Genomic DNA, 25,007 nt, shown 5'->3' with positions numbered 1-25,007 from the left:
ATGGCGCCGATGGCGACCCTGAAGGAATTCGAGGAAGCCCTGCGCGAGCACGGCATGAACATGGCGCTGGCGCTGCTGGAGCGCCTGCGCGAGCGCGACCGCGCGACCCGCACGGTCAAGCCCGCCCGGCGGCTGACCGGACAGAAGATGACCCCGGAACTCGCCCGGGCGATCCTGGACCTGCACGCCACGACCGGCATGACCCAGCAGGAGATCGCCTTCAAGGTCGGGGTCAACCAGGGCCGCGTGAACGAGGTGATCAAGCGCGGCAAGTGGCTGTCCGACGACCCGAACGCCCCGGAGGCCGTGGCCCGCGACAAGGCGGTGGCCCGGATGCGCGGCGACCCGAAGCCCAGGAAGCCGGCCGCCGCCCGACCCGCCTCCGGACGGGCCAAGGAGCGCAAGGCCGCGCCGCCGAAGGCGCGCAACCAGGGTCAGCTGGCGCTGGGAGATCTCTGAGGGGCTGCAGCGCCCTCGCCCTTGCGAGCGTTGCGAAGCAACCCAGGGCGATAGCGCGACCCTGCGAAGCGTGGCGATCCTGGATTGCTTCGCTGCGCTCGCAAGGACGCCGTCGCGCGAACCCTCGGGGTTCCCGGATCGACTCTCACCCGGCTGGCGCGAAATGGCCCCGGTAGCGCGCCCCGATCACCTCGACCGGCAGCGCGACGAACACGTCCGTCGTTCCGAACTGGCGGTCGATCACCGCGCCGTCGCCGAAGGTGGCGCCGAGGCGCAGGTAGCCCTTGATCAGGGGCGGCAGCGCCTGCAGGGCGGCCTTGGCGTCCACCGCCTCGCGCGGCATCCGGTCCATCGCCACCGCCCGCTCCGGCAGCGCCCGGGCCCGCCAGCCCTCCGGCGCGCGGGCATGGTGGTGCAGGAAGGCGAGCGGGAGGGCCAGCCGGTCCGGATCGGTGCCCTCCAGGCTCGCGCAGCCGATCAGCGCGTCGATCCGGTGGTGCAGGACGTAGGCGTAGATCCCCTGCCACAGCAGCTCGACGGTCCGCTTGCTCCGGTAGGGCTTGAGCACGCAGGAGCGGCCGAGCTCCAGGAGCCGCCGGTGCCCCTGCGCGGCGAGCAGCGGCGCGAGGTCGTACTCGCTCTCCGAGTAGAAGCCGGTATGCCGCTCGGCGACCTCGCCGCGCAGCAGCCGGTAGGTGCCGACGACCTTCGGGCGCGGCTCGACGAAGGGCTTCTTCCGCCGCGGCGCCGCGTGGTCGAGGACGAGCAGGTGGTCGCAGACCGCGTCGTAGCCGTCGACGTCGCGCCGGGACAGGGCGGCGAGCCCGGAGGGCACCGCCGACATCTCCTCGTAGAAGACCTTGTAGCGCAGCCGCTGGGCCCGCCGGATCTCCGATTTCCGCGTCGCCAGCCGGACCTCGAGGCTGCCGATGCGGCCGAGGCTGCGGCCCTCGAACGGCTCGGGCAGGCGGATCGGCCGCTCGGTCGAGAGCACGTCGTCGATTCCGCCCACGCCCTCGACGCCCGGCAGCGGGACCGACCGGCGGCGCAGCTTGGCGATCGGCGCGCCGACGCCCCACTGCACGCCCCTGTGCCAGCCGGCTCCGAGCGCGCTGTAGGCTCCGCGGGCGAGATTGGCGACCATCGTCGGGTTCACTCCGGGTGCGCGTCCGTGCACCGTCGAATCCGACAGAGAGCACGACGGCCACACGCCATTATGACAGCCGCCACGAGAAAGCGCCCCGGCCGGGGCCGGGGCGCTCCAAAGACCTGATATGGACCTGACGGTTCCCGCGCGCGGCGAGATCAGGCGGCCTGCTGGACCGCGTCCTTGCGGACGTCGCCCTCGATCACCGGGGCGCTGGGGCGCGCCGCCGAGGCGATCTCGATGCGACGGGGCTTCTTCGCCTCCGGAACCTCGCGGACGAGGTCGATGTGGAGGAGGCCGTTCTCGAGCGCCGCACCCGTCACCTGGACGTGGTCGGCGAGCTGGAACCGCCGCTCGAAGGCGCGGGCCGCGATGCCCTGGTGAAGGAACTCCGCCCTGCCCTCGGCCTTGCGCTCGCCCTTCAGCGTGAGCGCGTTCTCCCGCACCTCGATCGACAGGTCGGACTCGGTGAACCCGGCGACCGCGACGGTGATGCGGTAGGCGTTCTCGCCGGTCCGCTCGATGTTGTAGGGCGGGTAGGTCGGAGCCGCCTCGGCGCTCGCGAACTGGTCGAGGGCGGAGAACAGGCGGTCGAAGCCGACGGTGGAGCGGTACAGGGGAGCGAGATCGAACTGACGCATGACATATCCTCGTCTGAGCAACATGCAATTCCGGTCCGCCCGATGGGCCGGACCCGTCTCTCGTGCCGCCTGACGGCCGGCACAGACGAGATATCGGAGGGGGAAAATCGCGCTTCAAGACCCCCGGCGAGGGTCGGAAACGAGATTTTTTCGCTACGGTCGCAGAGTGCATCCGGGCGTGCATCGGACGATGCGCGGAGGCGCTGAGGTGAGGCCAGTGAGACGCTTCGACGGTGACACCGGGCGCGAGCCGCCGCTCCTGACCCTGCGCAGCACCCCCGACAACCCGGTCCCGCCGGGCGGCACGCTGATCGCCGTCGGCACGCGCGACGACTGCACCCTGCGGGCGGCCTACTGGCAGACCACGGCGCGCACCTGCCGGGGCACGGTCTGCCTGCTCCAGGGCCGGGCCGAGTTCATCGAGAAGTACTACGAGACGATCCACGAGCTGCGCGCCCGGGGCTTCGCGGTCGTGGCCTTCGACTGGCGCGGCCAGGGCGAATCGGACCGGCGGGTCGACGATCCCCACAAGGGCCACGTCGCCCGGTTCGACGATTACCGGCTCGACCTGCGGGCGGTGGCCGAGACGATCCTGGTGCCGCTGATGCCCGAGCCCCATGTCGGCCTCGCGCACTCCATGGGCGGATGCGTCGCCCTCCTCGCGGCCCTCGACGGCGCGCTGCCGTTCCGGCGGCTGGTGACCCTGGCGCCGATGCTGTCGATCCGGATGGTCCGCTGGCCGGCCGGCGCCGCGATCCTGTCGCGGGGCCTGCAGCGGCTCGGCCTCGGGAGCCGCTACATCCCGTTCGGCAAGCCGGTCTCGATCGCCACCAACCCGTACGCCGGCAACCGCCTGTCGCGCGATCCCATCCGCTACGCCCGCAACGCCGCGGCGGCGCGGCAGGTCGGCGCCGGCGCGGTCGGCGACCCGACGATCGCGTGGCTCGCGGAGGCGTTCCGCGCGATGGCGCGGCTGCGCGACCCGCGGGCGGCGCCGCGGATCGGGCTGCCGACCCTGATCGTCGCGGCGGGCGCCGACCCGGTCTGCGGCACGGCGGAGACCGAGCGCTTCGCCGCCCGGCTGAAGGCCGGCCATATCCTGGTCCTGCCGGATTCGCGGCACGAGATCCTGACCGAGCGCGACGCGATCCGGCAGGATTTCTGGGCGGCCTTCGAGGCCTTCGTGCCGGGCTCGCCCCTGCCGACCCACGCGGAGGTCGAGGCGCACGCCGTCGCGGTGCCGGTCGCCTGAGGCGTCAGCCGCCGAGATCCGGGTCGATGTCCCGCGGGCGCACGTACCGGTCGAGGTGCCCGCGGCCCGGCGCGATCTCCGCCCAGCGGTCGCCGTCGAAGTCGATCACCACGAAGGCCGCGGTCGGGAATTCCAGGGCCAGCCGGTCCCGGGCCGCCCGCGGCCCCGACCCTGCGAGGACCGCGGCGAGGTCGCCGAGGCCCGGATTGTGGCCGACGACGATCAGCGTGGCGGCCGTGTCGGGCGCCTGCCGGATCACACCGAGGATCCGGTCCGCCGGCGCCTCGTAGATCTCGGAATGCCAGCGCGTCTCGGGGCTGCCGAGGGCCGCCTCCATCGCGGCCCACGTCTCGCGGGTCCGCGTGGCGGTGGAGACCAGGGCGAGGTCGGGGCACAGGCCTTCGCGCGCGAGGTGGGCGCCCACCGCCGGGGCGGCCCGTTTCCCGCGCGCGTTGAGCGGGCGCTCGTGGTCCGCCACGCCCGGCGGACGGTCGGATTTGGCGTGCCGCAGCAGGATCAGCCTGCGCATGAGCGAACCTCTGACGCGTCTCGTGGGCCGGTCTCGGAGCTGCCGGTTCGGGCGCGCGCGGCCGGACCGGGCGGCGCCCGCTCCGGCCCGGTTAGCCGAAAGCGCCGCGTGCGGGAACCGCGGCTTTGCCCGCACCGTTCCGACCGGGAGCCGTCCGCAGCACGGCCCGCGGCCCGATCCGCGGCGCGACGGTCTCTGGCCAGGAGGCTGCCCGATGGACCGATCCGCCCGCGTCACCGAGATCCTGTCGTGGTACGGGGCCGACAGCCCCGGGACCCTCACCAACCTCGCCCGGATGCTGGAGCACGGCAAGCTCGGCGGCACCGGCAAGATGCTGATCCTGCCCGTCGACCAGGGCTTCGAGCACGGGCCCGCCCGCAGCTTCGGTCCGAACCCGCCGGCCTACGACCCGCACTACCATTTCGAGCTGGCCCTGGCGGCGGGATGCAACGCCTACGCGGCGCCGCTCGGCTTCCTGGAGGCGAGCGCGCGCGACTATGCTGGGCGCATCCCGCTGATCCTGAAGCTCAACGACCACGACCTCCTGGCCGACGAGGAGGATCCCGAGCAGGCGATAACCGGTTCGGTGGCCGACGCCCTGCGGCTCGGCGCCTGCGCCATCGGCTTCACGATCTACCCGGGCTCCGCCCACCGCAACGCCATGTACGGGCAGATCCGCGAGATCGCCGAGGAGGCCAAGAGCGTCGGCCTCGCCGTGGTGATCTGGTCCTACGCCCGCGGCTCGGCCCTGTCGAAGGAGGGCGAGACCGCCATCGACGTGATCGGCTACGCGGCCCAGATCGCCGCGCAGCTCGGCGCCCACATCATCAAGGTGAAGCTGCCCTCGGCCCATATCGAGCAGCCGGCGGCGAAGAAGGTCTACGAATCGACCGGCATCCCGATCGGCACGGCGGCCGAGCGCGTCCGCCACGTGGTGCAGTGCGCGTTCAACGGCCGGCGGATCGTGATCTTCTCCGGCGGCGCCCAGGCCGAGGAGGCCAGCTTCCTCGACGAGATCCGGGCCATCCACGCGGGCGGCGGATTCGGCTCGATCGTGGGCCGCAACGCGTTCCAGCGCTCGAAGGCGGACGCCCTGTCGCTGCTCGGCAAGATCACCGACATCTACGCGGGCCGCTGAGCGCGGCCGCCGCCTCAGCCGCCGCCTCAGCCGCCGTCGCGGGCCAGGCGGGCCAGCCCCTCGGGAGTCGGCCCGGCCGGCCGCCAGCCGAGGGACGCGAGGCCGTCGGCGCGGGCGACGAGACCCTCGGCGACGCGGGCGAACTGCGCGTCCCGGCCGGTCAGCCGGCAGGCCAGCCGGAGGAGCCCGGCCGGGACCGGGACGAGGCCCGGGCCGCGGCCGAGGCCCCGGCGCAGGGACGTGATCATCTCGGGCAGGCTGAGCGGGTCCGGGTCGGCCGCCACGAGGGCGCGGTTCAGGGGGCCGGGCGCCGCCAGCACCGCGTCCACGGCGCCCGACAGGCTCTCCAGCGCGATCAGCGAGCGCCGCGCCGCGAGGCCGCCCAGCGGCAGCGGGTAGGGGCTGCGCGCCAGCCGCAGGAGCGCGGCCATGTTGCCCTTCACGCCGGCCCCGTAGACGAGGACCGGGCGCAGCGCGACCCAGTCCAGGCCGGTCTCGGCGAGCGCCGCCTCGGCCTCGAGCTTGGAGCGGCCGTAGGCGTCGGTGGGCCGGGGCGGATCGCCCTCCCCGACCACGCCCGGCGCGCTCGCCCCGACCTGCGCGCGGATCGACGACAGGAACACGAAGCGACGCACCTTCGCGCGCGCCGCGGCCTCCGCCAGCCGGCGCGTCGCCTCGGTGTTGAGCGTGCGGTAGTCGTCCTCCGGTGCCCCCGACATGGCATGGGCGAGGCCGGCCGAGTGCACCACCGCGTCGACGCCGCTGAGGGCCGCGGCCATGTTGATCGGGCGGGTCAGGTCGCCGACGACCGCGCTCGCCGCGCCCTCCGGCACGGTCGTGGGCCGGCGCAGCAGCACGCGGACCCGGTAGCCGCGCGCGGTGAGGTCGGCGAGCAGGTGGCGGCCGATGAACCCGGTCGCCCCGGTGAGCGCGATGAGTCCGGTCACGGCTGGGCGGCCTCTGTCACGGCTGGGCGGCACCTTCGGCTGGGGCCGGCGCCGGGGCGCGGGCGAAGCGGCGGAGCAGGGCGGCGACCAGGGCGAGCCCGGCGGCCGATGCGGCGAGCGTGACCGGCCAGGACGGCCAAAACAAGGTCGCGGCGGCGAGCGCCGCCAGGGCGAGATTGGCCGCGAACACCCGTCCGACCACGCCGGGCACGGTCAGCCCGTTGACGGTGGCCCGCTGGTAGTAGTGCCCGCGATGGGCCTCCCAGACCCGCTCGCCCCGCGCCGCCCGCGCGGCGAGGGTCAGGCTGGCATCGGCGAGGTAGACGAGCGGCAGCAGCAGGGCGGCGGCGAGCCCGCCCGCCAGGGCGAGCTGGCACAGCAGCCACGCGGTGACGAGCCCGACCGGCAGCGAGCCGACATCGCCGAGGAAAAGCCGCGCGACCGGCCGGTTGAACGGCGCGAAGCCCAGCACCGCGCCCAGCAGGCTCGCCGCCACCAGGGTCGGCAGCGGCGGCAGGTGCCCGGCGAGGCCGATGAGCAGGAGCGCGCCCGCCACCGGGACGATCTCCGCGACCGTCATCCAGTCGAGCCCGTCCATGAAGTTCGTCAAATTGACGAACCACAGGCCGGCCAGCAGCGCGAGGCCGCGCTCCAGCCAGAGCGGCAGGCCCGGCAGCAGGCGCCCGTCCAGGTGCCAGACCAGCAGGCCGACCACGACGGCCTGCACGGCGAGCCGCAGGGCGGCCGGCAGCGGCCGGACGTCGTCCACGGCACCGAGGACCGCCAGGGCCAGGGCGCCGCCGGCAAGCCAGATCCAGTCCGGCCGGCCGCCGATCTCCGGCGCCGCGATCAGCAGGCCCGAGATCGTGACCAGTGCCGTCACCACGGCGATCCCGCCCCCCTGCGGGGTCGGCACGGTGTGGCTGGAGCGGGCGTTCGGCCGGGCCAGGGCGTAGCGCTGCAGCAGCGGGCGCAGGCGCAGGATCAGGCCCGCCGAGAGCGCGGCGGCGAGGGGCACCGCCAGGAGCAGGATGGCGATCAGGGCGGGCGGCGCGTCGGGCGGCATGGCGCCGTCCTACGCGATCCGCCGCCCGACTGTGAGGGGGGGCTACGCCGCCCGCACCGTGGCGAGGAAGCGCGCGACCTCGGCCCCGAGATGCTCGGACTGGCGCGACATCTCGCTCGCGGCCCCGAGCACCTGTGCGGCGGCGGCGCCGGTCTCCTCGGCGGACTGGGCGAGGCTCGCGATGGTACCGGTGACCGCGCCGGTGCCGGCGGCCGCCTCGGCGACGTTGCGGACGATCTCCTGGGTGGCCGCGCCCTGCTGCTCCACGGCGGCCGCGATGCTGGAGGCCACGCCGTCGATCTCGCGGATGCGCCGGCCGATCCCGTCGATCGCCGACGCCGCCTGCCCGGTGGAGGACTGGATCCGGCCGATCTGGCCGGTGATCTCCTCGGTGGCCCGGGCGGTCTGCTCGGCGAGCGCCTTGACCTCCGAGGCCACCACCGCGAAGCCGCGGCCCGCGGTGCCGGCGCGCGCGGCCTCGATCGTGGCGTTGAGCGCCAGCAGGTTGGTCTGGGCGGCGATCCCGGAGATCAGCGCCACCACGTCGCCGACCTTCGCGGCCGCGCCGCTCAGGTCCTGGACCAGCGCCACCGTGTTGGTCGCCTCGGCGACGGCGACCCGCGCGAGTTCCGCCGAGCTGCTGACCTGCCGGCCGATCTCCTGCACCGAGGAGCCGAGCTCCTCGGCGGCGGCCGCGACGGTGTTGACGTTGGCGGCGGCGTCGCTCGCCGCGCCCGCGACGGTGCCGGACTGCCCGGCCGCCTCGGCCGCGCTGCCGGTCAGGGACCGGGCGGTGGCCTCCAGCTCGGTGGCCGCCGCCGACACGCCGCCGACGATGCCGCCCACCGCCTGCTCGAAGGCGTCGGCCATGGCCCGGGTCGCGGCCCGGCGCTGCGTCTCGGCATCGGCGCGGGCCAGCGCCGTCTCGGCCTCCAGGGCGCGCGCGCGGACGAGGTTGTCGCGGAACACCACCACGGAACCCGCCAGCGCCCCGATCTCGTCGCGGCGCTCCTGCCCGGAGATCGCCACCTCGGCGTCGCCCGCCGCGAGGCGCTGCGTGACGGCGGCGATCTTGCGGAGCGGCCCGCTGACGCCGCGGGTCACCAGCACGAAGGCCCCGAGGGCCACCAGCAGGGCGAGGCCGGCGAGCGCCAGCACGTTCCGCTTGGCGGCGTCGTAGGTCTGCGCGATCAGCGTGCCGCTCGCCTGCGAGCCGTCGCCGTTCAGGGCGACGAGCTTCTCCCAGTCGGCCATGATGGCGCGGATGCTATCCGACATCACCGTGTTGTAGATCCGCTGGCCGCCGGCGACGTCGCCCGCCTCGGCCTTGGCCACCGCCTCCCGCTGCTGCTCGGCGTAGGTGGCCACGTGCTGGCGGAACACCGCGTAGGCCTCGCGCTCGGGCTGGGTCAGCGGCAGGGCCTCGTACCGGGCGTACTGGGCCGCGAGCAGCGCGTCACGCTTGGCGATCTGGTCGGCGACCTCGGCGCGCAGCGCGGGCGTGTCGGCGGTGATCAGGCGGACGGCGTTGACCCGCTGCCGCATGAAGTTGATGCCGATCCGGCCGAGGGCGTCGGTGGCCGGGATGCGCGTGTCGCGCAGCTGCGCGGCGGCGGACTCGATGCGGCCGAGCTCGGCCAGCGAGAGGCCGCTCGTCGCGGCGATCAGCAGCACCAGGGCCGCGAGACACAGGCCGAGCTTGGCCGCGATGGAGATACCGGCGCGCATAGGATTCGTCCCCGGTCCCGCACGTGGGACCGGGGCCTATGCTTGTCTGAGAAATATTAAGGTTGTTTGGTCCTGCCCGGACCGCGCGCGGTCCAGGCAGTCTCGGTCCGCTAGTAGACCTGGGCCTCGGCGCGCGGCGGATCCGCCGGGCCGTCCCGTCGATCCAGACCCTTCTCCACGACCTTGGCGAGCCCGACCATGATCTGGTCGATGGCGTAGTCCTTCGGCGTGTAGACGGCGCGCACGCCCATGTTCTTGAGGACCAGCTCGTCCTCCGGGGAGATGATGCCGCCGACCACCACCGGGATGTGGTCGAGCCCGGCCTCGCGCATCTTGGCGCGGACCTCCCGCACCAGCGGCACGTGGGAGCCGGACAGGATCGACAGGCCGACCACGTGGGCGCCGGTCTCCTTGGCCTTCGCGACGATCTCGGCCGGCGTCTGCCGGATGCCGTCGTAGGTGACGTCGAAGCCGACGTCGCGGGCGCGGAGCGCGATCTGCTCGGCGCCGTTGGAGTGGCCGTCGAGGCCGGGCTTGCCGACCACGAGCTTCGGCGTCTCGCCCAGCCGCTCGCCGAGATCGGCGATCAGGAGCTTGGCCTCCTCGGCCGCGCCGCTGGAGACGGTCTCCACGGTGACGCCGGTGGGCGCCCGGTACTCGCCGAACACCGCGCGCAGGCGCGCGCCCCACTCGCCGGTCGTGACGCCGGCCCTGGCGGCCTCGATCGAGGGCGGCATGATGTTGGCGCCGGAGCGCGCCGCCTGCTCCAGGGCGTCGAGGGCTTGGCCCACGGCGTTCTCGTCGCGGCGGCCGCGCCACTCGCGGATCCGGCTCTGCGCCTCCATCTCGACGGTCTCGGAGACGGAGAAGATCGCCCCCTCCCCGGCCGTGAGCGGCGACGGCTCGCCCTGCTGCCACTTGTTGACGCCGACCACGATCTGATCGCCGGCCTCGATCGCCGAGATCCGGCGCGCGTTCGACTCCACCAGCGCGCGCTTGAGCGCCCCGGTTTCCACCGCCGCGACCGCGCCGCCGATGCCGCCGATCCGCTCCAGCTCGGCGCGGGTCTGCGCCTTCAGCTCCTCGACCTTGGCCTCGATCACGTGGCTGCCGTCGAAGATGTCGTCGTACTCGAGGAGGTCGGTCTCGAAGGCCAGGATCTGCTGCATGCGCATGGACCATTGCTGGTCCCAGGGCCGCGGCAGGCCGAGCGCCTCGTTCCAGGCCGGGAGCTGCACCGCGCGGGCGCGGGCGCGCTTGGACAGCGTCACCGCCAGCATCTCGATCAGGATGCGGTGGACGTTGTTCTCGGGCTGCTGCTCGGTGAGTCCCAGGGAGTTCACCTGCACGCCGTACCGGAAGATGCGCTTCTTCGGGTCGTCGATGCCGTAGCGCTCGCGGGCGATCTCGTCCCAGAGCTCCGAGAACGCCCGCATCTTGCAGATCTCGGTGACGAACCGCAGGCCCGCGTTCACGAAGAACGAGATCCGGCCGAAGACGTCGGAGAAGCTCTCGGCGTCGAACTCGGGGTCCTCGCGCACGGTGTCGAGCACCGCGATGGCGATGGCGAGCGCGTAGGAGAGCTCCTGGACCGGCGTCGCCCCCGCCTCCTGCAGGTGGTAGGAGCAGACGTTCATCGGGTTCCACTTCGGCACGTTCTTGGTCGTGAACAGGATCACGTCCTTGGTGAGCCGGAGGGACGGCGCGGGCGGGAACACGTAGGTGCCGCGCGACAGGTACTCCTTGATGATGTCGTTCTGGGTCGTGCCCTGGAGGGCGGCGATCGGCGCGCCCTGCTCCTCGGCCACCGCGAGGTAGAGCGCCAGCAGCCACGGGGCCGTGGCGTTGATCGTCATCGAGGTGTTCATCTGGGCGAGCGGGATGTCCTGGAACAGGGTCCGCATGTCGCCGAGATGCGCGATCGAGACGCCGACCTTGCCGACCTCGCCGCGGGACAGCTCGTGGTCGGGGTCGTAGCCGGTCTGGGTCGGCAGGTCGAAGGCAACCGACAGGCCGGTCTGGCCCTTGGCGAGGTTGCCCCGATAGAGCTTGTTGGACTCCGCCGCGGTCGAGTGCCCCGCGTAGGTGCGGATGATCCAGGGCTTGTCGCGGCTCGACTTGTCGCTCCTGGTCTCGGCGACGCTCGCGCCCATTCCTCGCCTCCGTGTGATCTTTGTATCCGCGCGGGGCGCGGCCTTGCGGTCACCGTAGCGAAGGCTTGAGCACGCGTCATCCGGGACGGAAGTGCAAGACGCCCGCGCGGGCATCCGCGGCTCATGAAAAAACTTGCCCGCCGGAACAGCGGGATTTGAAGGCGCCGCGGCGCGCCGCCGCCCGCGCGCCGCCCGCACCCGCGGTCCGGACGGTGCCGCGCGACGGTCCCGATCCGCTTTATCAGTGCTGGTATAATGTCCACCTGAACTGTTCTTCGCGGGACTTGCCGTTGTTCAGGCGCGAGAGAGCAAGTCGAACCAATGACTTAGAGGTGCATGTGCTCGCCGGACGGCCCGGGGCAGCTCGGGCGCGCGGCGGTGGAGTCGGGCAAGGTCTCGGGGCCGGGGCGACCGAGGCCGGCGCCGAATAATACTTGGTCTGCCGGAAAGCCGATTTTGAATACGTGGTCGCGCGCCCTGTGCTCGCGCTTTTTTCATGTCGGAAACCGTCGGCTTTCGACTTTCGGCCCACTTGGACGCCTCCGGCATCGCCGGTATAGCGCGATGGAGAACCGCGGCCGTGAGAAACACGCGGGACGAGAGGAGAGCGAGATGGCGGCGAGCGCTGCGATCAGTCCGACGGGCGGGGAGGTCAAGGACCTCTACGAGATGGGTGAGATCCCGCCGCTGGGTCATGTGCCGGCCAAGATGTATGCCTGGGCGATCCGGCGCGAGCGGCACGGACCCCCGGAACAGTCCCACCAGCTCGAGGTGCTGCCGGTCTGGGAGATCGGCGACGACGAGGTGCTGGTCTACGTCATGGCGGCGGGCGTCAACTACAACGGCGTCTGGGCCGGCCTCGGCGAGCCGATCTCGCCCTTCGACGTCCACAAGGGCGAGTACCACATCGCGGGCTCCGACGCCTCCGGCATCGTCTGGAAGGTCGGCTCCAAGGTGAAGCGCTGGAAGGTCGGCGACGAGGTCATCGTCCACTGCAACCGCGACGACGGCGACGACGAGGAGTGCAACGGCGGCGACCCGATGTTCTCGCCCTCGCAGCGGATCTGGGGCTACGAGACCGGCGACGGCTCGTTCGCGCAGTTCTGCCGGGTGCAGTCCCGCCAGCTCATGGTCCGGCCGAAGCACCTCACCTGGGAGGAGGCCGCCTGCTACACGCTGACGCTCGCCACCGCCTACCGCATGCTGTTCGGCCACGCCCCGCACACGGTGAAGCCGGGCCAGAACGTGCTGATCTGGGGTGCCTCCGGCGGCCTCGGCGTGTTCGGCGTGCAGCTCTGCGCGGCCTCGGGCGCCAACGCCATCGCGGTGATCTCGGACGAGTCGAAGCGCGACTACGTGATGAGCCTCGGCGCCAAGGGCGTCATCAACCGCAAGGACTTCGACTGCTGGGGCCAGCTCCCCAAGGTCAACAGCCCCGAGTTCCACGCCTGGACCAAGGAGGCGCGCAAGTTCGGCAAGGCGATCTGGGACATCACCGGCAAGCAGGACGTCGACATCGTGTTCGAGCATCCGGGCGAGGCGACCTTCCCGGTCTCGGCGCTGGTGGTGAAGCGCGGCGGCATGGTGGTGTTCTGCGCCGGCACGACCGGCTTCAACATCACCTTCGACGCCCGCTACGTCTGGATGCGGCAGAAGCGCATCCAGGGCTCGCACTTCGCCCACCTCAAGCAGGCCTCGTCGGCGAACCAGTTCGTGCTCGACCGGCGGATCGACCCGTGCATGAGCGAGGTCTTCCCCTGGGACAAGATCCCCCAGGCCCACACCAAGATGTGGAAGAACCAGCACCCGCCGGGCAACATGGCCTGCCTCGTCAACTCCCCGCGCGCCGGCCTGCGCACGGTCGAGGACGTGATCGAGGCCGGTCCGCTGAAGCGGTAAGGCGCTCCGTCGGGCCGGTTCCCGCTCTCGCGCGGGGCCGGCCCGATCGGCTAGGCTCGCGGCGTCCCGCGCCGACTCGGCGACCGATTCGGTGTGCCGGGGCGCTGATGACGGGCCCACGCGATCCTCACAGGACCCGGCCCCGATCCGGACAGGGGGCACGGTTTTGAGCGGCGACGACGAGGCTTACGTCTACGACGAGGCGACGGGCGAGTGGCTCCCGCCCGGGTCCGCGGCCGCACCCGCCGAGACGAGAGCCGTCCGCGACGCGGCCGGCAACGTCCTGGCCGACGGCGATTCGGTCACGCTGATCAAGGACCTCAAGGTCAAGGGCGCGAACCAGACCCTGAAGCAGGGTACGGTCATCCGGTCGATCCGGCTCACGGACGATCCGGAGGAGATCGACTGCCGCCACGACACCATCAAGGGCCTCGTGCTGCGCACCGAGTTCGTGCGCAAGCGCTGAGGCCGATGCGGGGCGGCGCTTCTCCCGGCCGCGCTACCGCCGCCGCGTCTCGTCCTGCGGCAGGTGGCGGCCGTAGGCCTCCTGCTTCTCGGCGCGCTCCTGGATCAGGTCGGCGTAGGCCTGCCGCATCTCCGGCGAGACGCTGATGCTCTTGCCCTTGGCGGCCTTGCGCTTGGGCGCCTTCTTGAAGGTGTTGTTCGTGTCGCTCATGCCGGGCTCCGCGTCGAACCGTGGCGGCATCGCGTGGCCGGACGACCGATCCGGGATCCGGCCGCCGCCCAGGGCCGGACATCCGCCCTGTAGCGCATCGCGGCGCCGGACGCACGGCTGCCGGGACCGGGCCGACACCGGCCCGGCACCGGATTGATCTGGCCTGTCGCGGCGGCCTCTGCCAGGATCGGGACGACGCGGTGCAGAGAGGGTCGGGGGCGGGCATGGATTCGGGTGACGCGTCGCGGTGTCGGAACCCGGATACCCTTCGCGGCCGCGCCCGGCGCGCGACGGCCCTCGCGATCCTGATCGCCCTCGGCACCGGGCCTGTCGGGGCCCAGGACCGGCCGGCGCCCGCCCGGGCCGCCCCCAGACCCGCGCCGGCGGCCGGCGCGCCGGCCGACCCCGTCTTCGAGGCGATGCGGGCGGGCTTCGAGGCCCTGCCGGAGGCCGACCGAAAGGCCGTCCAGGACGCCCTGGTCTGGACCGGCGATTTCAACGCCGTCGTGTCGGGGGCCTTCGGGCGCCGGACCTTCGAGGCGCTCACCGCCTACGGCGCCCGGACCGGCGGGGCCGACCCCCTCGATCCGCGCGGCCGGGCGGCGCTGCTGGCCGCCGGCGCGGCGGCGCGGAACGCGGCGCGCTTCCGCGTCGCGGTCGATCCCGGGACCGGCGCCGTGATGGGCGTGCCCGAGAGACTCCTGGCGAAACGGACCGCCCTGCCCTCCGGAACCCGCTGGCAGAGCCAGGACGGCCGCGTCACCCTGGAATCCCGCGCCTTCCCGCCGGGGGCCGAGAGCCTCGACGCGCTGTTCGAGAAGGCGACCGCGCCGCTCCCCGGCCGTAAGGTGACCTACAAGCTGCGGCGGCCGGACACCGTGGTGGTCACCGCCGAGACCGGGCCGGGACTGTCCTACATCCGCTACGCGTCCGGACCGGAGGGCGTGCGGGGGTTCCTGCTCGGCTACGATCGCGCCCTGGCGCCGGAGGTCGACCGGCTCGTGATCGCCGTGGCGAACGCCTTCGTGCCGTTTCCCGATCCCGCCGCGGCGCCGGCCGCGCAGCTACCCTCGAGCCCGGGTCCGGCACCGGCGGCCCGCGTCGCCGCCCACCCGGCGCCCCAGCCGCAGGCCGCGCCGCTGAGGCCGGCGAGCCTCTCCCCCGCGCCGGCCTCGGGCGCGGGTCTCGCGGTGGCACCGGGACGCGTGCTGACCGCCGTCGCCGTGCTGGAGGGCTGCGCCCAGCCCAGGATCGGCCCGGTATCGGCGCGGGTGCTCGCCACCGATCCCGCCGGCCTCGCCCTCCTCGATGTGCCCGGCGCCCTCGCCCCGCTCCGGCCCGCGCTCCGGTCCGAGCCCGTCGGTGCCGAGGAGAGCGTGATCACCCTGGCGCCGGGTGCGGACGGGGTCCAGGCCGCTCCCGGAGAGGCGCGGGGCGGCGACGTGATCGCGGCGCTTCAGCCGGGTTCCGGCGGCGCGCCGGTGCTGGACCGGTCGGGGGCCCTCGTCGGGCTCGTCGCCCGCTATCCCGCGGCGCCGCGCCGGGTCGCCGGGGTGGTGCCGCCGGCACGCCTGCCGGTCGTGCCGGCGCGGGCGATCTCCGCCTTCCTCGCCGCCCAGGGCATCGCCGCGGCGGCGCCGCACCCGGGTGGCGGGCCCGGCGCGGTCGCGCCCGCCGTGGTGGGGATCACCTGCCGCTGAGATGCGGGTCGCGCGGCGGATCCCCTGTCGCTCGCGCGGGATCCGCCGGCGTTCAGGAGCCTGGGCGGACGAGTCGTCTGCCCAGGCGACGGGCCGCCGCTCAGAGCCGCCCGGTGACCAGGAGCACGATCAGCACGATGAGCAGGATGCCGCCCAGGCCGAAGCCGGGGCCGCGATACGCGCCGCCGCCGAGGAAGCCGCCGCCGCCGAAGGCCAGGATGATCAGGATGATGAGCAGGATGGTGACGAGGGACATCGGTCGCGTTCTCCGGACGGTCGCGCTGGTGCGAGCGTGACCGTTCAAACGCTGCGACATTCCGTTCCGTTCAACGCCAAGCCACGCTTTTGTGAGGAAAATTCCGGATGAGACCCCGGCCTCAGGCGTGCCAGTCCGGCAGAGGCTCCGCGGGCGCGTCGAGCCAGCCTGGAATCGGCAGGCCGCGCTCGGTGAGGAAGGCCGGGTTGAACAGCTTCGAGGCGTAGCGGGCCGCCCCGTCGCAGAGAATCGTCACGATCGTGTGACCGGGCCCGAGGTCCCGGGCCAGCCGGATCGCCCCGGCGACGTTGATGCCCGACGAGCCGCCCAGCGACAGCCCCTCCTCCCGCATCAGCCCGAAGACGATGTCGAGAGCCTCGCGGTCCGGGATCCGGAAGGCGCGGTCGGGGGTGAAGCCCTCGAGGTTCCGGGTGATCCGCCCCTGGCCGATCCCCTCGGTGATCGAGGAGCCCTCGGCCTTCAGGGTGCCGGTCGTGTAGTGGGCGTAGAGGGCCGAGCCCTCCGGATCCGACAGCGCGATCCGCACCTGCGGGTTGCGGGCGCGCAGGGCCTCGGCGGTGCCGGCTAGCGTGCCGCCGGTGCCGGCCGCGCAGACGAAGCCGTCGACCCGGCCGCCGGTCTGCGCCCAGATCTCCGGGCCGGTGCCGTCGACATGGGCCCGCCGGTTGGCGACGTTGTCGAACTGGTCGGCGAAGAAGGCGCCCGCCGGCTCGGTGGCGGCGAGCTTCTCCGCGAGCCGCCGGGCCACGTGGACGTAGTTGTTCGGGTTGGCGAAGGGCACCGCCGGCACTTCCACCAGCCGGGCGCCCGCGAGCCGCAGGGTCTGCTTCTTCTCCTCGGACTGGGTGACCGGGATGACGATCAGCGTCCGGTAGCCGCGCACCGAGGCCACCAGGGCGAGGCCGATGCCGGTGTTGCCGGCGGTGCCCTCGACGATCGTGCCGCCCGGGCGGATCAGGCCCCGCGTCTCCGCGTCCCGCACGATCGAGAGCGCCGCCCGGTCCTTCACCGACAGGCCGGGATTCAGGAACTCCGCCTTGCCGTAGATGGTGCAGCCGGTCTCCTCGGAGGCGCGGCGCAGGCGGATCAGCGGCGTCCGGCCGATGGCGGCCAGGACGTCGGAGGCGGGTTCGCGACTCGGTACGGTCATGGTCGGGAGCCTAGGGTGCCGCGCGGCCGCTGGCGAGCCTCACCCGAACACGTGCCCGCCGTTGATCCGCAGGCCGACCGGGTGGCCGGCCGGGTAGCGCACGCCGTCGAAATCCTCCACGGCGAGGACGCGCCCCTCAGCGTCGGCCACCTCGATCCGCTGGCGCCCCTGCGTCCGGTACGAGCTGCGCACGGTGCCAGATAGGTGCGCGGCCTCGGGCTCGGCGAGCTGCAGCTGCCAGGGCCGGACGTAGAGCTTGACCGGGCCGAACAGGCTGGCGGGCGCGGCGACCGGCGTCTCCCGGCCCCGGACCAGCACCCGGCCGCCCTCGGCGATCGCCTCCACCTCGACGGAATCGCCCAGGAACTTCATCACGGTGGCGGAGGCCGGGTTCTCCTGCACCTCGTCGGGCGTGCCGACCTGCTCCAGGCGGCCGCGATCGAGCACGGCCACGCGGTCGGACAGCTCCAGCGCCTCGTCCTGGTCGTGGGTCACGAAGATCGTGGTCTGGCCGGTGCGGTCGTGGATCTCGCGCAGCCAGCGGCGCAGGTCCTTGCGGACCTGGGCGTCCAGAGCGCCGAAGGGCTCGTCCAGCAGGAGAACCCGCGGCTCGACCGCGAGGGCCCGGGCGAGCGCCACCCGCTGCCGCTGGCCGCCGGAGAGCTGCGACGGGTAGCGGTCGCCGAACCCGGAGAGGCGGATCAGGTCGAGCAGGTCGCCGACCCGGCGCTTGATCTCGGCCTTGGCCGGCCGGTCGGCGCGGCGCCGCGCGTTCAGCCCGTAGGCGATGTTGTCGGCCACGCTCATGTGCTTGAACAGGGCGTAGTGCTGGAACACGAAGCCCACGGCCCGCTCCTGCACCGGCAGGCCGGTGGCGTCGTCGCCGCCGAACAGGATCCGGCCCCGGTCCGGCGCGTCGAGCCCGGCGATGATCCGCAGCAGCGTCGTCTTGCCCGAGCCCGACGGGCCGAGGAGCCCGATCAGCTCGCCCGCCCGCACGTCCAGCGACAGGTCGTGCAGCACCGCCGCCGTGTCGAACGTCTTCGAGACGTTCTCGACCCGGATCGCCGTGGAGGGGCGATCAGTGTGCCCGGCCGTGCGCGAGCTCACCCGCGAAGCGCCATTCGAGGACGGATTTGAGGACGAGGGTGATGAGGGCAAGGACGGCGAGGAGCGAAGCGACGGCGAATGCGGCGACGAAGTTGTACTCATTGTAGAGGATCTCCACGTGGAGTGGGATGGTGTTGGTCAGGCCGCGGATGTGGCCCGACACCACCGACACCGCTCCGAATTCACCCATCGCCCGGGCATTGCAGAGGAGCACGCTGTAGAGCAGGCCCCAGCGGATATTGGGCAGCGTCACCGTCCGGAACGCGTGCAGGCCCGAGGCGCCGAGCGTCAGCGCCGCCTCCTCCTCGGCGGTGCCCTGCTCCTGCATCAGCGGGATCAGCTCGCGGGCGACGAACGGGAAGGTCACGAACACCGTCGCCAGGACGATCCCCGGCAGGGCGAACAGGATCTGGACGCCGTGGTTGAGGAGCCAGGAGCCGAACAGGCCCTGGGACCCGAACAGCAGCACGTAGATCAGGCCGGAGACCACCGGAGAGACCGAGAACGGCAGGTCGATCAGGGTGATCAGCAGCGCCTTGCCGGGAAACTCGAACTTGGCGATCGCCCAGGAGGCGGCCAGCCCGAACACGACGTTGAACGGCACCGCGATCGCCGCCACGGTCAGCGTCAGGCGGATCGCGCTCCAGGCGTCGGGCTCCCGGAACGCGTCTAGGAATGCCCCGAGCCCCTTCGAGAAGGCCTGGAGGAAGACCGCGAACAGCGGCAGCACCAGGAACAGCGCCAGGAACGCCACGGCGATCCCGATCAGGACCGCGCGGACGCCGACCCCTTCCGAGGCGACCGGGGCCGGCTTGGCGGCCGGCACGAAGGCGGGGGAGAAGATCTCAGACATAGCCGAACCGCCGCCGTGACCAGGCCTGGATGAGGTTGATGGCGAGCAGCGTCAGGAACGAGATCCCGAGCATGATCGTCGCGATGGCCGCCGCGCCGCCGTAGTCGAACTCGGAGAGCTTGATGACGATGAGCAGCGGCGCGATCTCCGACACGTAGGGCAGGTTGCCGGCGATGAAGATGATCGAGCCGTACTCGCCGACACCCCGGGCGAAGGCGAGCGCGAAGCCGGTGAGCACCGCCGGGATCAGGGGCGGCAGCACCACCCGGGTGAGGGTGACGAGGCGCGTCGCCCCGAGGGTGGCCGAGGCCTCCTCGATCTCCTTGTCGATCTCGGCGATCAGCGGCTGCACGGTCCGCACCGCGAAGGGCAGGCCGATGAACACCATGGCGATGAAGATGCCGACCGGCGTGTAGGCCGCCTGGATTCCGAGGCGCGCGAGCGGCGCGCCGAGCAGCCCGTCCGGCGCGTAGAGCGAGGCGAGCGCGATGCCGGCGACCGCGGTGGGCAGCGCGAAGGGCAGGTCGACGGCGGCGTCGACCAGCTTGCGCCCCGGGAAGCGGTAGCGGGTCAGCACCCAGGCCACCAGGAAGCCGAAGACCGAGGCGACGAGCGCCGCGATCGCCGAGACGCCGAAGCTGATCCGCAGGGCGCTCGCGACCCGCGGATCGGTGGCGACCTCCCAGATGCCCGACAGGCCGAGTCCCGAGGCCTTCACCACCAGTCCGGCCAGCGGCAGCAGGACGATCAGGCCGAGGCAGGTCAGCGTGTAGCCGAAGCTGATCCCGAAGCCCGGGATCACGCTCGGCCGTCGGAATGTCCGACGGGGACGGGGCGTCTGGACCATGATCTGATGCCTCAGCGGCCGGCCCGGCTCAGACGGTCGAACAGGCCGCCGGCGTCGAAGTTCCGCTTCTGGATCTCGTCCCAGGATCCCTGGAGGTCCTCGATCTTGAACAGCTTGATCTCGGGCAGCTGGGCGAGGTCCGCCGGGGCGGCCGCCTCCCGGCGGATCGGCCGGTAATGGTGCTTGGCGAAGATCGCCTGGGCGCGGTCGCCGTAGAGGAAGTCGAGATAGGCCTGGGCCGCCTTGGTGGTGCCCTTCCGCTCGGCATTGACCGCCACCAGGGCCACAGGCGGCTCGGCGTAGATCGAGGTTGGCGGCGAGACGATGTCGAACTTGTCGGCGCCGAATTCCTGGAGCACGAGGTAGGCCTCGTTCTCCCAGGTCGGCAGGACGTCGCCGAGGCCGCGCTGCGCGAAGGTCACCGTCGAGCCGCGGGCGCCGGTGTCGAGCACCGGCACGTTCTTGTAGACCTGCCCGACGAAGGCGTCGGCCTTCGCGGCGTCCTTATCCTTCCCGTAGGCGTAGCCCCAGGCGGCGAGGAAGTTCCAGCGCCCCCCCGCCGAGGTCTTCGGATTCGGGGTGATCACCTTCACGTCGGGCTTGACCAGGTCGTCCCAGTCCTTGACGCCCTTCGGGTTGCCCTTGCGGACGAGGAACACCACCGTCGAGGTGTAGGGCGTCCCCTGGTTCGGCAGCTTGCTGCGCCAATCCTCGGGGATCTTGTGGGTGAGCTTGGCGATCGCGTCGATGTCGGACGGGATGCCGAGGGTGACCACGTCGGCGTCCACCCCGTCGATCACCGTGCGCGCCTGCGCGCCCGAGCCGCCGTGCGAGGCCCGCACCGTGATGGCCTCGCCGGTCTTGGCCTTCCACTCTTCCGCGAAGGCGGCGTTGATCTCGCGGTAGAGCTCGCGGGTCGGGTCGTACGAGACGTTGAGGAGCGCGGTCTCGGCCGCGGCCGGCAGCGCGCAGGTCAGCAGGCCGGCTCCGGCCAGAAGGGTCAGCCCGATCGCCCGAGCCATCCGGCCCAGACCTGAAGCGTTCGTCATCACGTCCGATCCCCCAGCCATCCGCGGTTGCGACGCAGGGGACAGGCGTCCCCGGGAGGCGCGAAATCGTTCTTTTTACCGAACGAAGTCAAGCCTCGGGTGTGGACCCGCGTGATGCCGTAACGCGATCAGGATCGACGATCGTGCCGGAAATGCAAGATAACTCAGGGCAATAGACGATCAGAACGCATGGATCTTCTCTCTGGTGTCGCCGATGGAGAAGATTTCCTGCGCGGAATCGGGTTTCTCAGAACGAACGATCTTAAGTGCTCTAGCGCACATCGGACGGCATTCCGCGGGCCGGCGAGAGCCGTCGGCGGTTCGCGCCGCACGCGGTTGCCCGCATGACGGCGATCCTCCGCTCCCCAACCGGCGGCGGTCCGGGTCAGCGCTTCGGCTTGTCGAGCCGGGCGATCAGGGCCTCCAGCCGCTTGTCGACCGGGGCCGCCAGCGTGTCGGTGAAGAGCGCGCGCAGGTTCTGGCCGAGATGGCGCCGGATGTCGGAGCTCAGCGGCGGCGCGTCGACCGACCGCTCGTTCTCGCAGGGGCGTTCGGGATGCGGCTTCGACATGACCGGGAAATCCTCGCACCTGTGGACACGTACGGTTGCAAGGTTTGGTTAAGGAGCCGTCACCGCCGCGGCCGCGCTGCCGCCACGCGATCCCGGTGCCCCGTGCCGGGTCGGTGTCGCAGGCCGGAACTGCCGCCGCGAAGGCTACGTTGCCCGGGCATTCCCCGCTGTTCATCCCCCGCTGCCATTCTCCCCGCATTCCCCCTGCTGCCAGGAGGCGCCCCGTGTCCCGCTCGATTCCCCTGATGATGTCGGTGCTCCTCGGTCTCGCGACGGTGGCGTCGCCCTGTCTCGCGCAGACGAAGCCGGGCGAGATCAAGGGCGTCGACGCGATGGGCGACAAGTCCCGCAGCGCGCAGGACGGCTGGAGCCAGGCCCCGGTGCCGCGGGAGCAGTCGGCCGCCAAGGACGCGCCGGACCCGGGCGGCAACTCGATCAAGGAGAATGCCGACCGTCCCGTGCCGCCGGCCCAGCCCGGCGGCACCTCCGCGACCGAGCCGCAGGCGCCCCTGGAGCACCGCACGGCCGGCCCGTCAGGCACCAATCCGGCCAATCCCAGCAAGTAAAAAAACCGTTCTCATGCAGGATGATGCCGGTGCGACAAACGTGTTGCTTCGGCTGAGACACGGCAACTTGCTGTGTCACGCAACCGCACTTGCCTCGCGCACGCTTTTTTGGGACAGCTTGGAATTATACCAGATCGCTTTTACGGAGCGGAGATGACGGTCCAGGTCTCAAGGCGTGGCCTGCTCAAGGGGGCCGGCGCCGGCCTCGCTGGCGGCTCGCTGGGCGCGCTCGGATTCGGCGGACTCGAGCCCGCCATGGCCGCCGCGGTGCGGCCGTTCAAGCTCGCGCAGATGCGCGAGACCCGCAACACCTGCCCGTACTGCTCGGTCGCGTGCGGCGTGATCCTCTACAGCCTGGGGGACCGTTCGAAGAACGCGCGCTCCTCGGTCATGCACATCGAGGGCGATCCGGATCATCCGGTCAACCGCGGCACGCTCTGCCCGAAGGGCTCGGCGCTGCTCGACTTCGTGCACGCCGAGACGCGCACCAAGTACCCGCTCCACCGCGCCCCGGGTTCCTCCGAGTTCAAGCGCGTGTCCTGGGACTTTGCCCTCGACCGCATCGCGCAGCTCATGAAGGAGGACCGGGACAAGAACTTCGTGGCCAAGAACGGCGACCTCACGGTCAACCGCTGGACCACGATGGGCTTCCTCGGGGCCTCGGCCACCACCAACGAGACGGCGTGGCTGACCTACAAGACAGTCCGAAGCATGGGGGCCCTGGTCTTCGATAATCAGGCCAGAGTTTGACACGGTCCGTCGGTCGCCAGTTTGGCGCCCTCCTTCGGACGCGGTGCGATGACCAACCTCTGGATGGACATCAAGCACGCGGACGTGATCACCGTGATGGGCGGCAATGCCGCCGAGGCCCACCCCTGCGGCTTCAAGTGGGTCGTGGAGGCGAAAGCCCATAACAATGCCAAGCTGATCGTCGTCGATCCGCGCTTCACCCGTACGGCGTCGGTGGCCGATCTCTACTGCCCGATCCGGCAGGGGACCGACATCGCCTTCCTGTCGGGGGTGGCCAAGTACCTGCTCGACAACGACAAGCTGCAGCACCGCTACGTCTCCGCCTACACCAACGCCGGGTACGTGGTCCGCGAGGGCTACGACTTCAGCGAGGGGCTGTTCACGGGCTACGACGCCGACAAGCGCGACTACGACAAGACCACCTGGGACTACGAGATCGGCCCCGACGGCTACGCCGTGGTCGATGAGACGATGCAGCATCCGCGCTGCGTGATGCAGCTCCTCAAGAAGCATCTCGCGATCTACACGCCCGAGATGGTGGAGAAAATCTGCGGCTCTCCCAAGGAGACCTTCCTGAAGGTCTGCGAGCTGATGGCGACGACGGCTTCCCCCGAGAAGTCGATGGCCTCGCTCTACGCGCTCGGCTGGACCCATCACTCCAAGGGCTCGCAGAACATCCGCTCGATGTGCATCGTGCAGACGCTGCTCGGGAACATCGGCGTGCTCGGCGGCGGCATGCAGGCCCTGCGCGGTCACTCCAACATCCAGGGGCTGACCGATATCGGGCTGATGTCGAACCTCATCCCCGGATACCTGAACATCCCGGTGGAGAAGGAGCCCGACTACGCGAGCTACATCGCCAAGCGGCAGTTCAAGCCGCTGCGTCCCGGACAGACGAGCTACTGGCAGAACTACAACAAATTCTTCGTCTCGTTCCAGAAGGCGATGTGGGGCGACAAGGCTACCAAGGAGAACGACTGGGCGTACGACTACCTGCCCAAGCTCGACGTGCCGACCTACGACGTGCTGCGCGGATTCGAGCTCGCCAAGCAGGGCAAGATGACCGGCTACGTCATCCAGGGCTTCAACCCCCTGCTGTCGTTCCCGAATCGCGCCAAGATGACGGAAGCCTTCTCCAAGATGAAGTTCATCGTGGTGATGGATCCGCTCAAGACCGAGACGGCCCGGTTCTGGGAGAACCACGGCGAGTACAACGACGTCGATCCGACCAAGATCCAGACCGAGGTGTTCGAGCTTCCGACCACCCTGTTCGTGGAGGAGGAAGGCTCGCTGTCGAACTCCAGCCGGTGGCTGCAGTGGCACTGGCAGGCGCAGGAGGCGCCGGGCGAGTGCCGCTCGGACATCGAGATCATGTCGGAGATCTTCCTCCGCATGAAGGCGGCCTACAAGAAGGATGGCGGGGCCTTCCCGGACCCGATCGTCAATCTGAAGTGGGACTACGCGATCGCCGAGGCGCCGACGCCGACCGAGCTCGCCCGCGAGCTCAACGGCTACACGCTGGCGCCGACGCCGGACCTCAACGGGACGATCATCCCGGCGGGCAAGCAGGTCGACGGCTTCGCCCAGCTCAAGGACGACGGGACGACCGCCTGCGGCTGCTGGATCTACTCGGGCTGCTACACCGAGAAGGGCAACATGATGGCCCGCCGGGACAACACCGATCCCGGCGACCGCGGCATCGCGCCGAACTGGGCCTTCGCGTGGCCGGCCAACCGGCGCGTGCTCTACAACCGCGCCTCGTGCGACCCCGAGGGCCGCCCGTGGTCGGAGAAGAAGAAGCTCATCGAGTGGAACGGCAAGCAGTGGATCGGCTTCGACGTGCCGGATTACGGCGTCACCGTCGCCCCCGATAAGGGCGTCGGCCCGTTCATCCTGAACCAGGAGGGCGTCGCCCGCCTGTGGACCCGCGGTCTCATGCGCGACGGGCCGTTCCCGACGCACTACGAGCCCTTCGAGTCCCCGGTGGCCAACCTCGCCTTCCCGAAGATCAAGGGCGCGCCCGCGTCCCGCATCTTCAAGGACGACCTCGCCGACCTCGGCGACGCGAAGGAGTTCCCCTACGCGGCGACGAGCTACCGCCTGACCGAGCACTTCCACGGGTGGACCAAGCACGCCCGGATCAACGCGATCCTCCAGCCGGAAGCCTTCGTGGAGATTTCGGAGGAGCTCGCCAAGGAGAAGGGCATCGCCAAGGGCGGCTGGGTCCGCGTCTGGTCGAAGCGCGGCTCCCTGAAGGCCAAGGCCGTGGTGACGAAGCGGATCAAGCCGCTGATCTGCGACGGCAAGCCCGTCCACGTCGTCGGCATCCCGCAGCACTGGGGCTTCATGGGCCACACCAAGAAAGGATGGCACCCGAACTCGCTGACGCCCGTCGTCGGCGACGCGAACACCGAGACGCCGGAGTTCAAGGCCTGGCTCGTGAACATCGAGCCGACCACGCCTCCGTCGGACGCGGTCGCGTAAGGGGGAGCGGCAGAC

The 25,007-nt window shown here is 71.6% G+C and carries 23 protein-coding genes; 8 read left to right on the top strand and 15 right to left on the bottom strand.

Annotated elements, in window-relative coordinates; all coding sequences use genetic code 11:
• Nucleotides 1–9: 9 nt before the first annotated feature.
• Entirely contained in the window at nt 10–459 is a 450-nt protein-coding gene (locus C4T42_RS16940) for an RNA polymerase subunit sigma-70 (RefSeq protein WP_103985487.1), read from the top strand.
• 145 nt (nt 460–604) lie between these two features.
• On the opposite strand, the gene C4T42_RS16935 is transcribed toward C4T42_RS16940, so the two are convergent.
• On the bottom strand, nt 605–1,603 hold the full coding sequence (locus C4T42_RS16935) for a GNAT family N-acyltransferase (protein ID WP_103985542.1): 999 nt from the start codon (nt 1,601–1,603) through the stop codon (nt 605–607).
• Nucleotides 1,604–1,764: 161 nt separating this feature from the next.
• Nucleotides 1,765–2,247, bottom strand: a complete 483-nt coding sequence (locus C4T42_RS16930) for an Hsp20 family protein (protein ID WP_042673074.1) — start codon at nt 2,245–2,247, stop codon at nt 1,765–1,767.
• 217 nt (nt 2,248–2,464) lie between these two features.
• Here C4T42_RS16930 and C4T42_RS16925 point away from each other — a divergent pair, with 217 nt between their 5' ends.
• A complete protein-coding gene (locus C4T42_RS16925) occupies nt 2,465–3,499 on the top strand; it encodes an alpha/beta hydrolase (RefSeq protein ID WP_056523499.1) in 1,035 nt (344 codons plus the stop codon).
• A gap of 4 nt (nt 3,500–3,503) precedes the next feature.
• On the opposite strand, the gene C4T42_RS16920 is transcribed toward C4T42_RS16925, so the two are convergent.
• A complete protein-coding gene (locus C4T42_RS16920) occupies nt 3,504–4,028 on the bottom strand; it encodes a histidine phosphatase family protein (RefSeq protein ID WP_103985486.1) in 525 nt (174 codons plus the stop codon).
• 214 nt (nt 4,029–4,242) lie between these two features.
• On the opposite strand from C4T42_RS16920, the gene C4T42_RS16915 reads away from it, so the two are divergent.
• Nucleotides 4,243–5,166, top strand: a complete 924-nt coding sequence (locus C4T42_RS16915; protein WP_103985485.1) for a class I fructose-bisphosphate aldolase — start codon at nt 4,243–4,245, stop codon at nt 5,164–5,166.
• A gap of 26 nt (nt 5,167–5,192) precedes the next feature.
• On the opposite strand, the gene C4T42_RS16910 is transcribed toward C4T42_RS16915, so the two are convergent.
• From C4T42_RS16910 to C4T42_RS16895, 4 genes are all read right to left on the bottom strand, one after another.
• A complete protein-coding gene (locus tag C4T42_RS16910) occupies nt 5,193–6,113 on the bottom strand; it encodes an NAD-dependent epimerase/dehydratase family protein (protein WP_103985484.1) in 921 nt (306 codons plus the stop codon).
• 16 nt (nt 6,114–6,129) lie between these two features.
• The gene (locus C4T42_RS16905; protein ID WP_103985483.1) at nt 6,130–7,179 is read right to left on the bottom strand and encodes a glycosyltransferase family 4 protein; all 1,050 of its coding nucleotides are present in this window, start codon (nt 7,177–7,179) and stop codon (nt 6,130–6,132) included.
• Nucleotides 7,180–7,221: 42 nt separating this feature from the next.
• Nucleotides 7,222–8,907: a methyl-accepting chemotaxis protein gene (locus C4T42_RS16900; RefSeq protein WP_103985482.1), complete on the bottom strand. Its 1,686-nt coding sequence runs from the start codon at nt 8,905–8,907 to the stop codon at nt 7,222–7,224.
• A gap of 110 nt (nt 8,908–9,017) precedes the next feature.
• Nucleotides 9,018–11,060: a protein meaA gene (locus C4T42_RS16895; protein WP_091979820.1), complete on the bottom strand. Its 2,043-nt coding sequence runs from the start codon at nt 11,058–11,060 to the stop codon at nt 9,018–9,020.
• 612 nt (nt 11,061–11,672) lie between these two features.
• Here C4T42_RS16895 and ccrA point away from each other — a divergent pair.
• Both ccrA and C4T42_RS16885 read left to right on the top strand, forming a co-directional pair.
• On the top strand, nt 11,673–12,959 hold the full coding sequence (ccrA, locus tag C4T42_RS16890; protein ID WP_042672037.1) for a crotonyl-CoA carboxylase/reductase: 1,287 nt from the start codon (nt 11,673–11,675) through the stop codon (nt 12,957–12,959).
• 166 nt (nt 12,960–13,125) lie between these two features.
• Nucleotides 13,126–13,425 carry an alkylphosphonate utilization protein gene (locus tag C4T42_RS16885; RefSeq protein WP_091927268.1) on the top strand — a complete coding sequence of 100 codons (300 nt, stop codon included), beginning with the start codon at nt 13,126–13,128 and terminating at the stop codon, nt 13,423–13,425.
• A 33-nt stretch (nt 13,426–13,458) separates the two neighbouring features.
• Here C4T42_RS16885 and C4T42_RS31980 read toward each other — a convergent pair whose 3' ends face one another.
• Entirely contained in the window at nt 13,459–13,635 is a 177-nt protein-coding gene (locus C4T42_RS31980; RefSeq protein WP_012318104.1) for a hypothetical protein, read from the bottom strand.
• A gap of 224 nt (nt 13,636–13,859) precedes the next feature.
• Between C4T42_RS31980 and C4T42_RS16875 the strand changes: the two genes are divergently transcribed.
• The gene (locus C4T42_RS16875) at nt 13,860–15,335 is read left to right on the top strand and encodes a trypsin-like peptidase domain-containing protein (protein WP_103985481.1); all 1,476 of its coding nucleotides are present in this window, start codon (nt 13,860–13,862) and stop codon (nt 15,333–15,335) included.
• 100 nt (nt 15,336–15,435) lie between these two features.
• Here the strand turns inward: C4T42_RS16875 and C4T42_RS16870 are convergent, their stop codons facing one another.
• From C4T42_RS16870 to C4T42_RS16840, 7 genes are all read right to left on the bottom strand, one after another.
• A complete protein-coding gene (locus C4T42_RS16870) occupies nt 15,436–15,591 on the bottom strand; it encodes a hypothetical protein (RefSeq protein WP_007563230.1) in 156 nt (51 codons plus the stop codon).
• A 121-nt stretch (nt 15,592–15,712) separates the two neighbouring features.
• A complete protein-coding gene (locus tag C4T42_RS16865) occupies nt 15,713–16,762 on the bottom strand; it encodes a cysteine synthase A (RefSeq protein WP_103985480.1) in 1,050 nt (349 codons plus the stop codon).
• Between the two features lie 39 nt (nt 16,763–16,801).
• Nucleotides 16,802–17,872 (bottom strand): sulfate/molybdate ABC transporter ATP-binding protein, encoded by a 1,071-nt coding sequence (locus tag C4T42_RS16860; RefSeq protein ID WP_234080988.1) that lies wholly within the window; start codon nt 17,870–17,872, stop codon nt 16,802–16,804.
• Nucleotides 17,844–18,725: a sulfate ABC transporter permease subunit CysW gene (cysW, locus tag C4T42_RS16855; RefSeq protein ID WP_091682273.1), complete on the bottom strand. Its 882-nt coding sequence runs from the start codon at nt 18,723–18,725 to the stop codon at nt 17,844–17,846. Before cysW ends, C4T42_RS16860 begins: the two co-directional genes overlap by 29 nt.
• Nucleotides 18,718–19,572 carry a sulfate ABC transporter permease subunit CysT gene (gene cysT / locus C4T42_RS16850; RefSeq protein ID WP_103985479.1) on the bottom strand — a complete coding sequence of 285 codons (855 nt, stop codon included), beginning with the start codon at nt 19,570–19,572 and terminating at the stop codon, nt 18,718–18,720. Before cysT ends, cysW begins: the two co-directional genes overlap by 8 nt.
• An 11-nt stretch (nt 19,573–19,583) precedes the next feature.
• Nucleotides 19,584–20,594 (bottom strand): sulfate ABC transporter substrate-binding protein, encoded by a 1,011-nt coding sequence (locus C4T42_RS16845; RefSeq protein ID WP_103985478.1) that lies wholly within the window; start codon nt 20,592–20,594, stop codon nt 19,584–19,586.
• A 412-nt stretch (nt 20,595–21,006) separates the two neighbouring features.
• Nucleotides 21,007–21,192 (bottom strand): hypothetical protein, encoded by a 186-nt coding sequence (locus C4T42_RS16840; RefSeq protein ID WP_103985477.1) that lies wholly within the window; start codon nt 21,190–21,192, stop codon nt 21,007–21,009.
• 224 nt (nt 21,193–21,416) lie between these two features.
• Between C4T42_RS16840 and C4T42_RS16835 the strand changes: the two genes are divergently transcribed.
• Both C4T42_RS16835 and fdnG read left to right on the top strand, forming a co-directional pair.
• Nucleotides 21,417–21,758 carry a hypothetical protein gene (locus C4T42_RS16835; RefSeq protein WP_103985476.1) on the top strand — a complete coding sequence of 114 codons (342 nt, stop codon included), beginning with the start codon at nt 21,417–21,419 and terminating at the stop codon, nt 21,756–21,758.
• A gap of 153 nt (nt 21,759–21,911) precedes the next feature.
• Nucleotides 21,912–24,992, top strand: a complete 3,081-nt coding sequence (gene fdnG, locus C4T42_RS16830) for a formate dehydrogenase-N subunit alpha (protein ID WP_103985475.1) — start codon at nt 21,912–21,914, stop codon at nt 24,990–24,992.
• The last annotated feature ends 15 nt before the right edge of the window (nt 24,993–25,007 follow it).

This window comes from Methylobacterium sp. 190mf (assembly GCF_900107945.1).
GTDB lineage: Bacteria > Pseudomonadota > Alphaproteobacteria > Rhizobiales > Beijerinckiaceae > Methylobacterium.
This window is presented reverse-complemented; position numbering and strand designations above follow the sequence as displayed.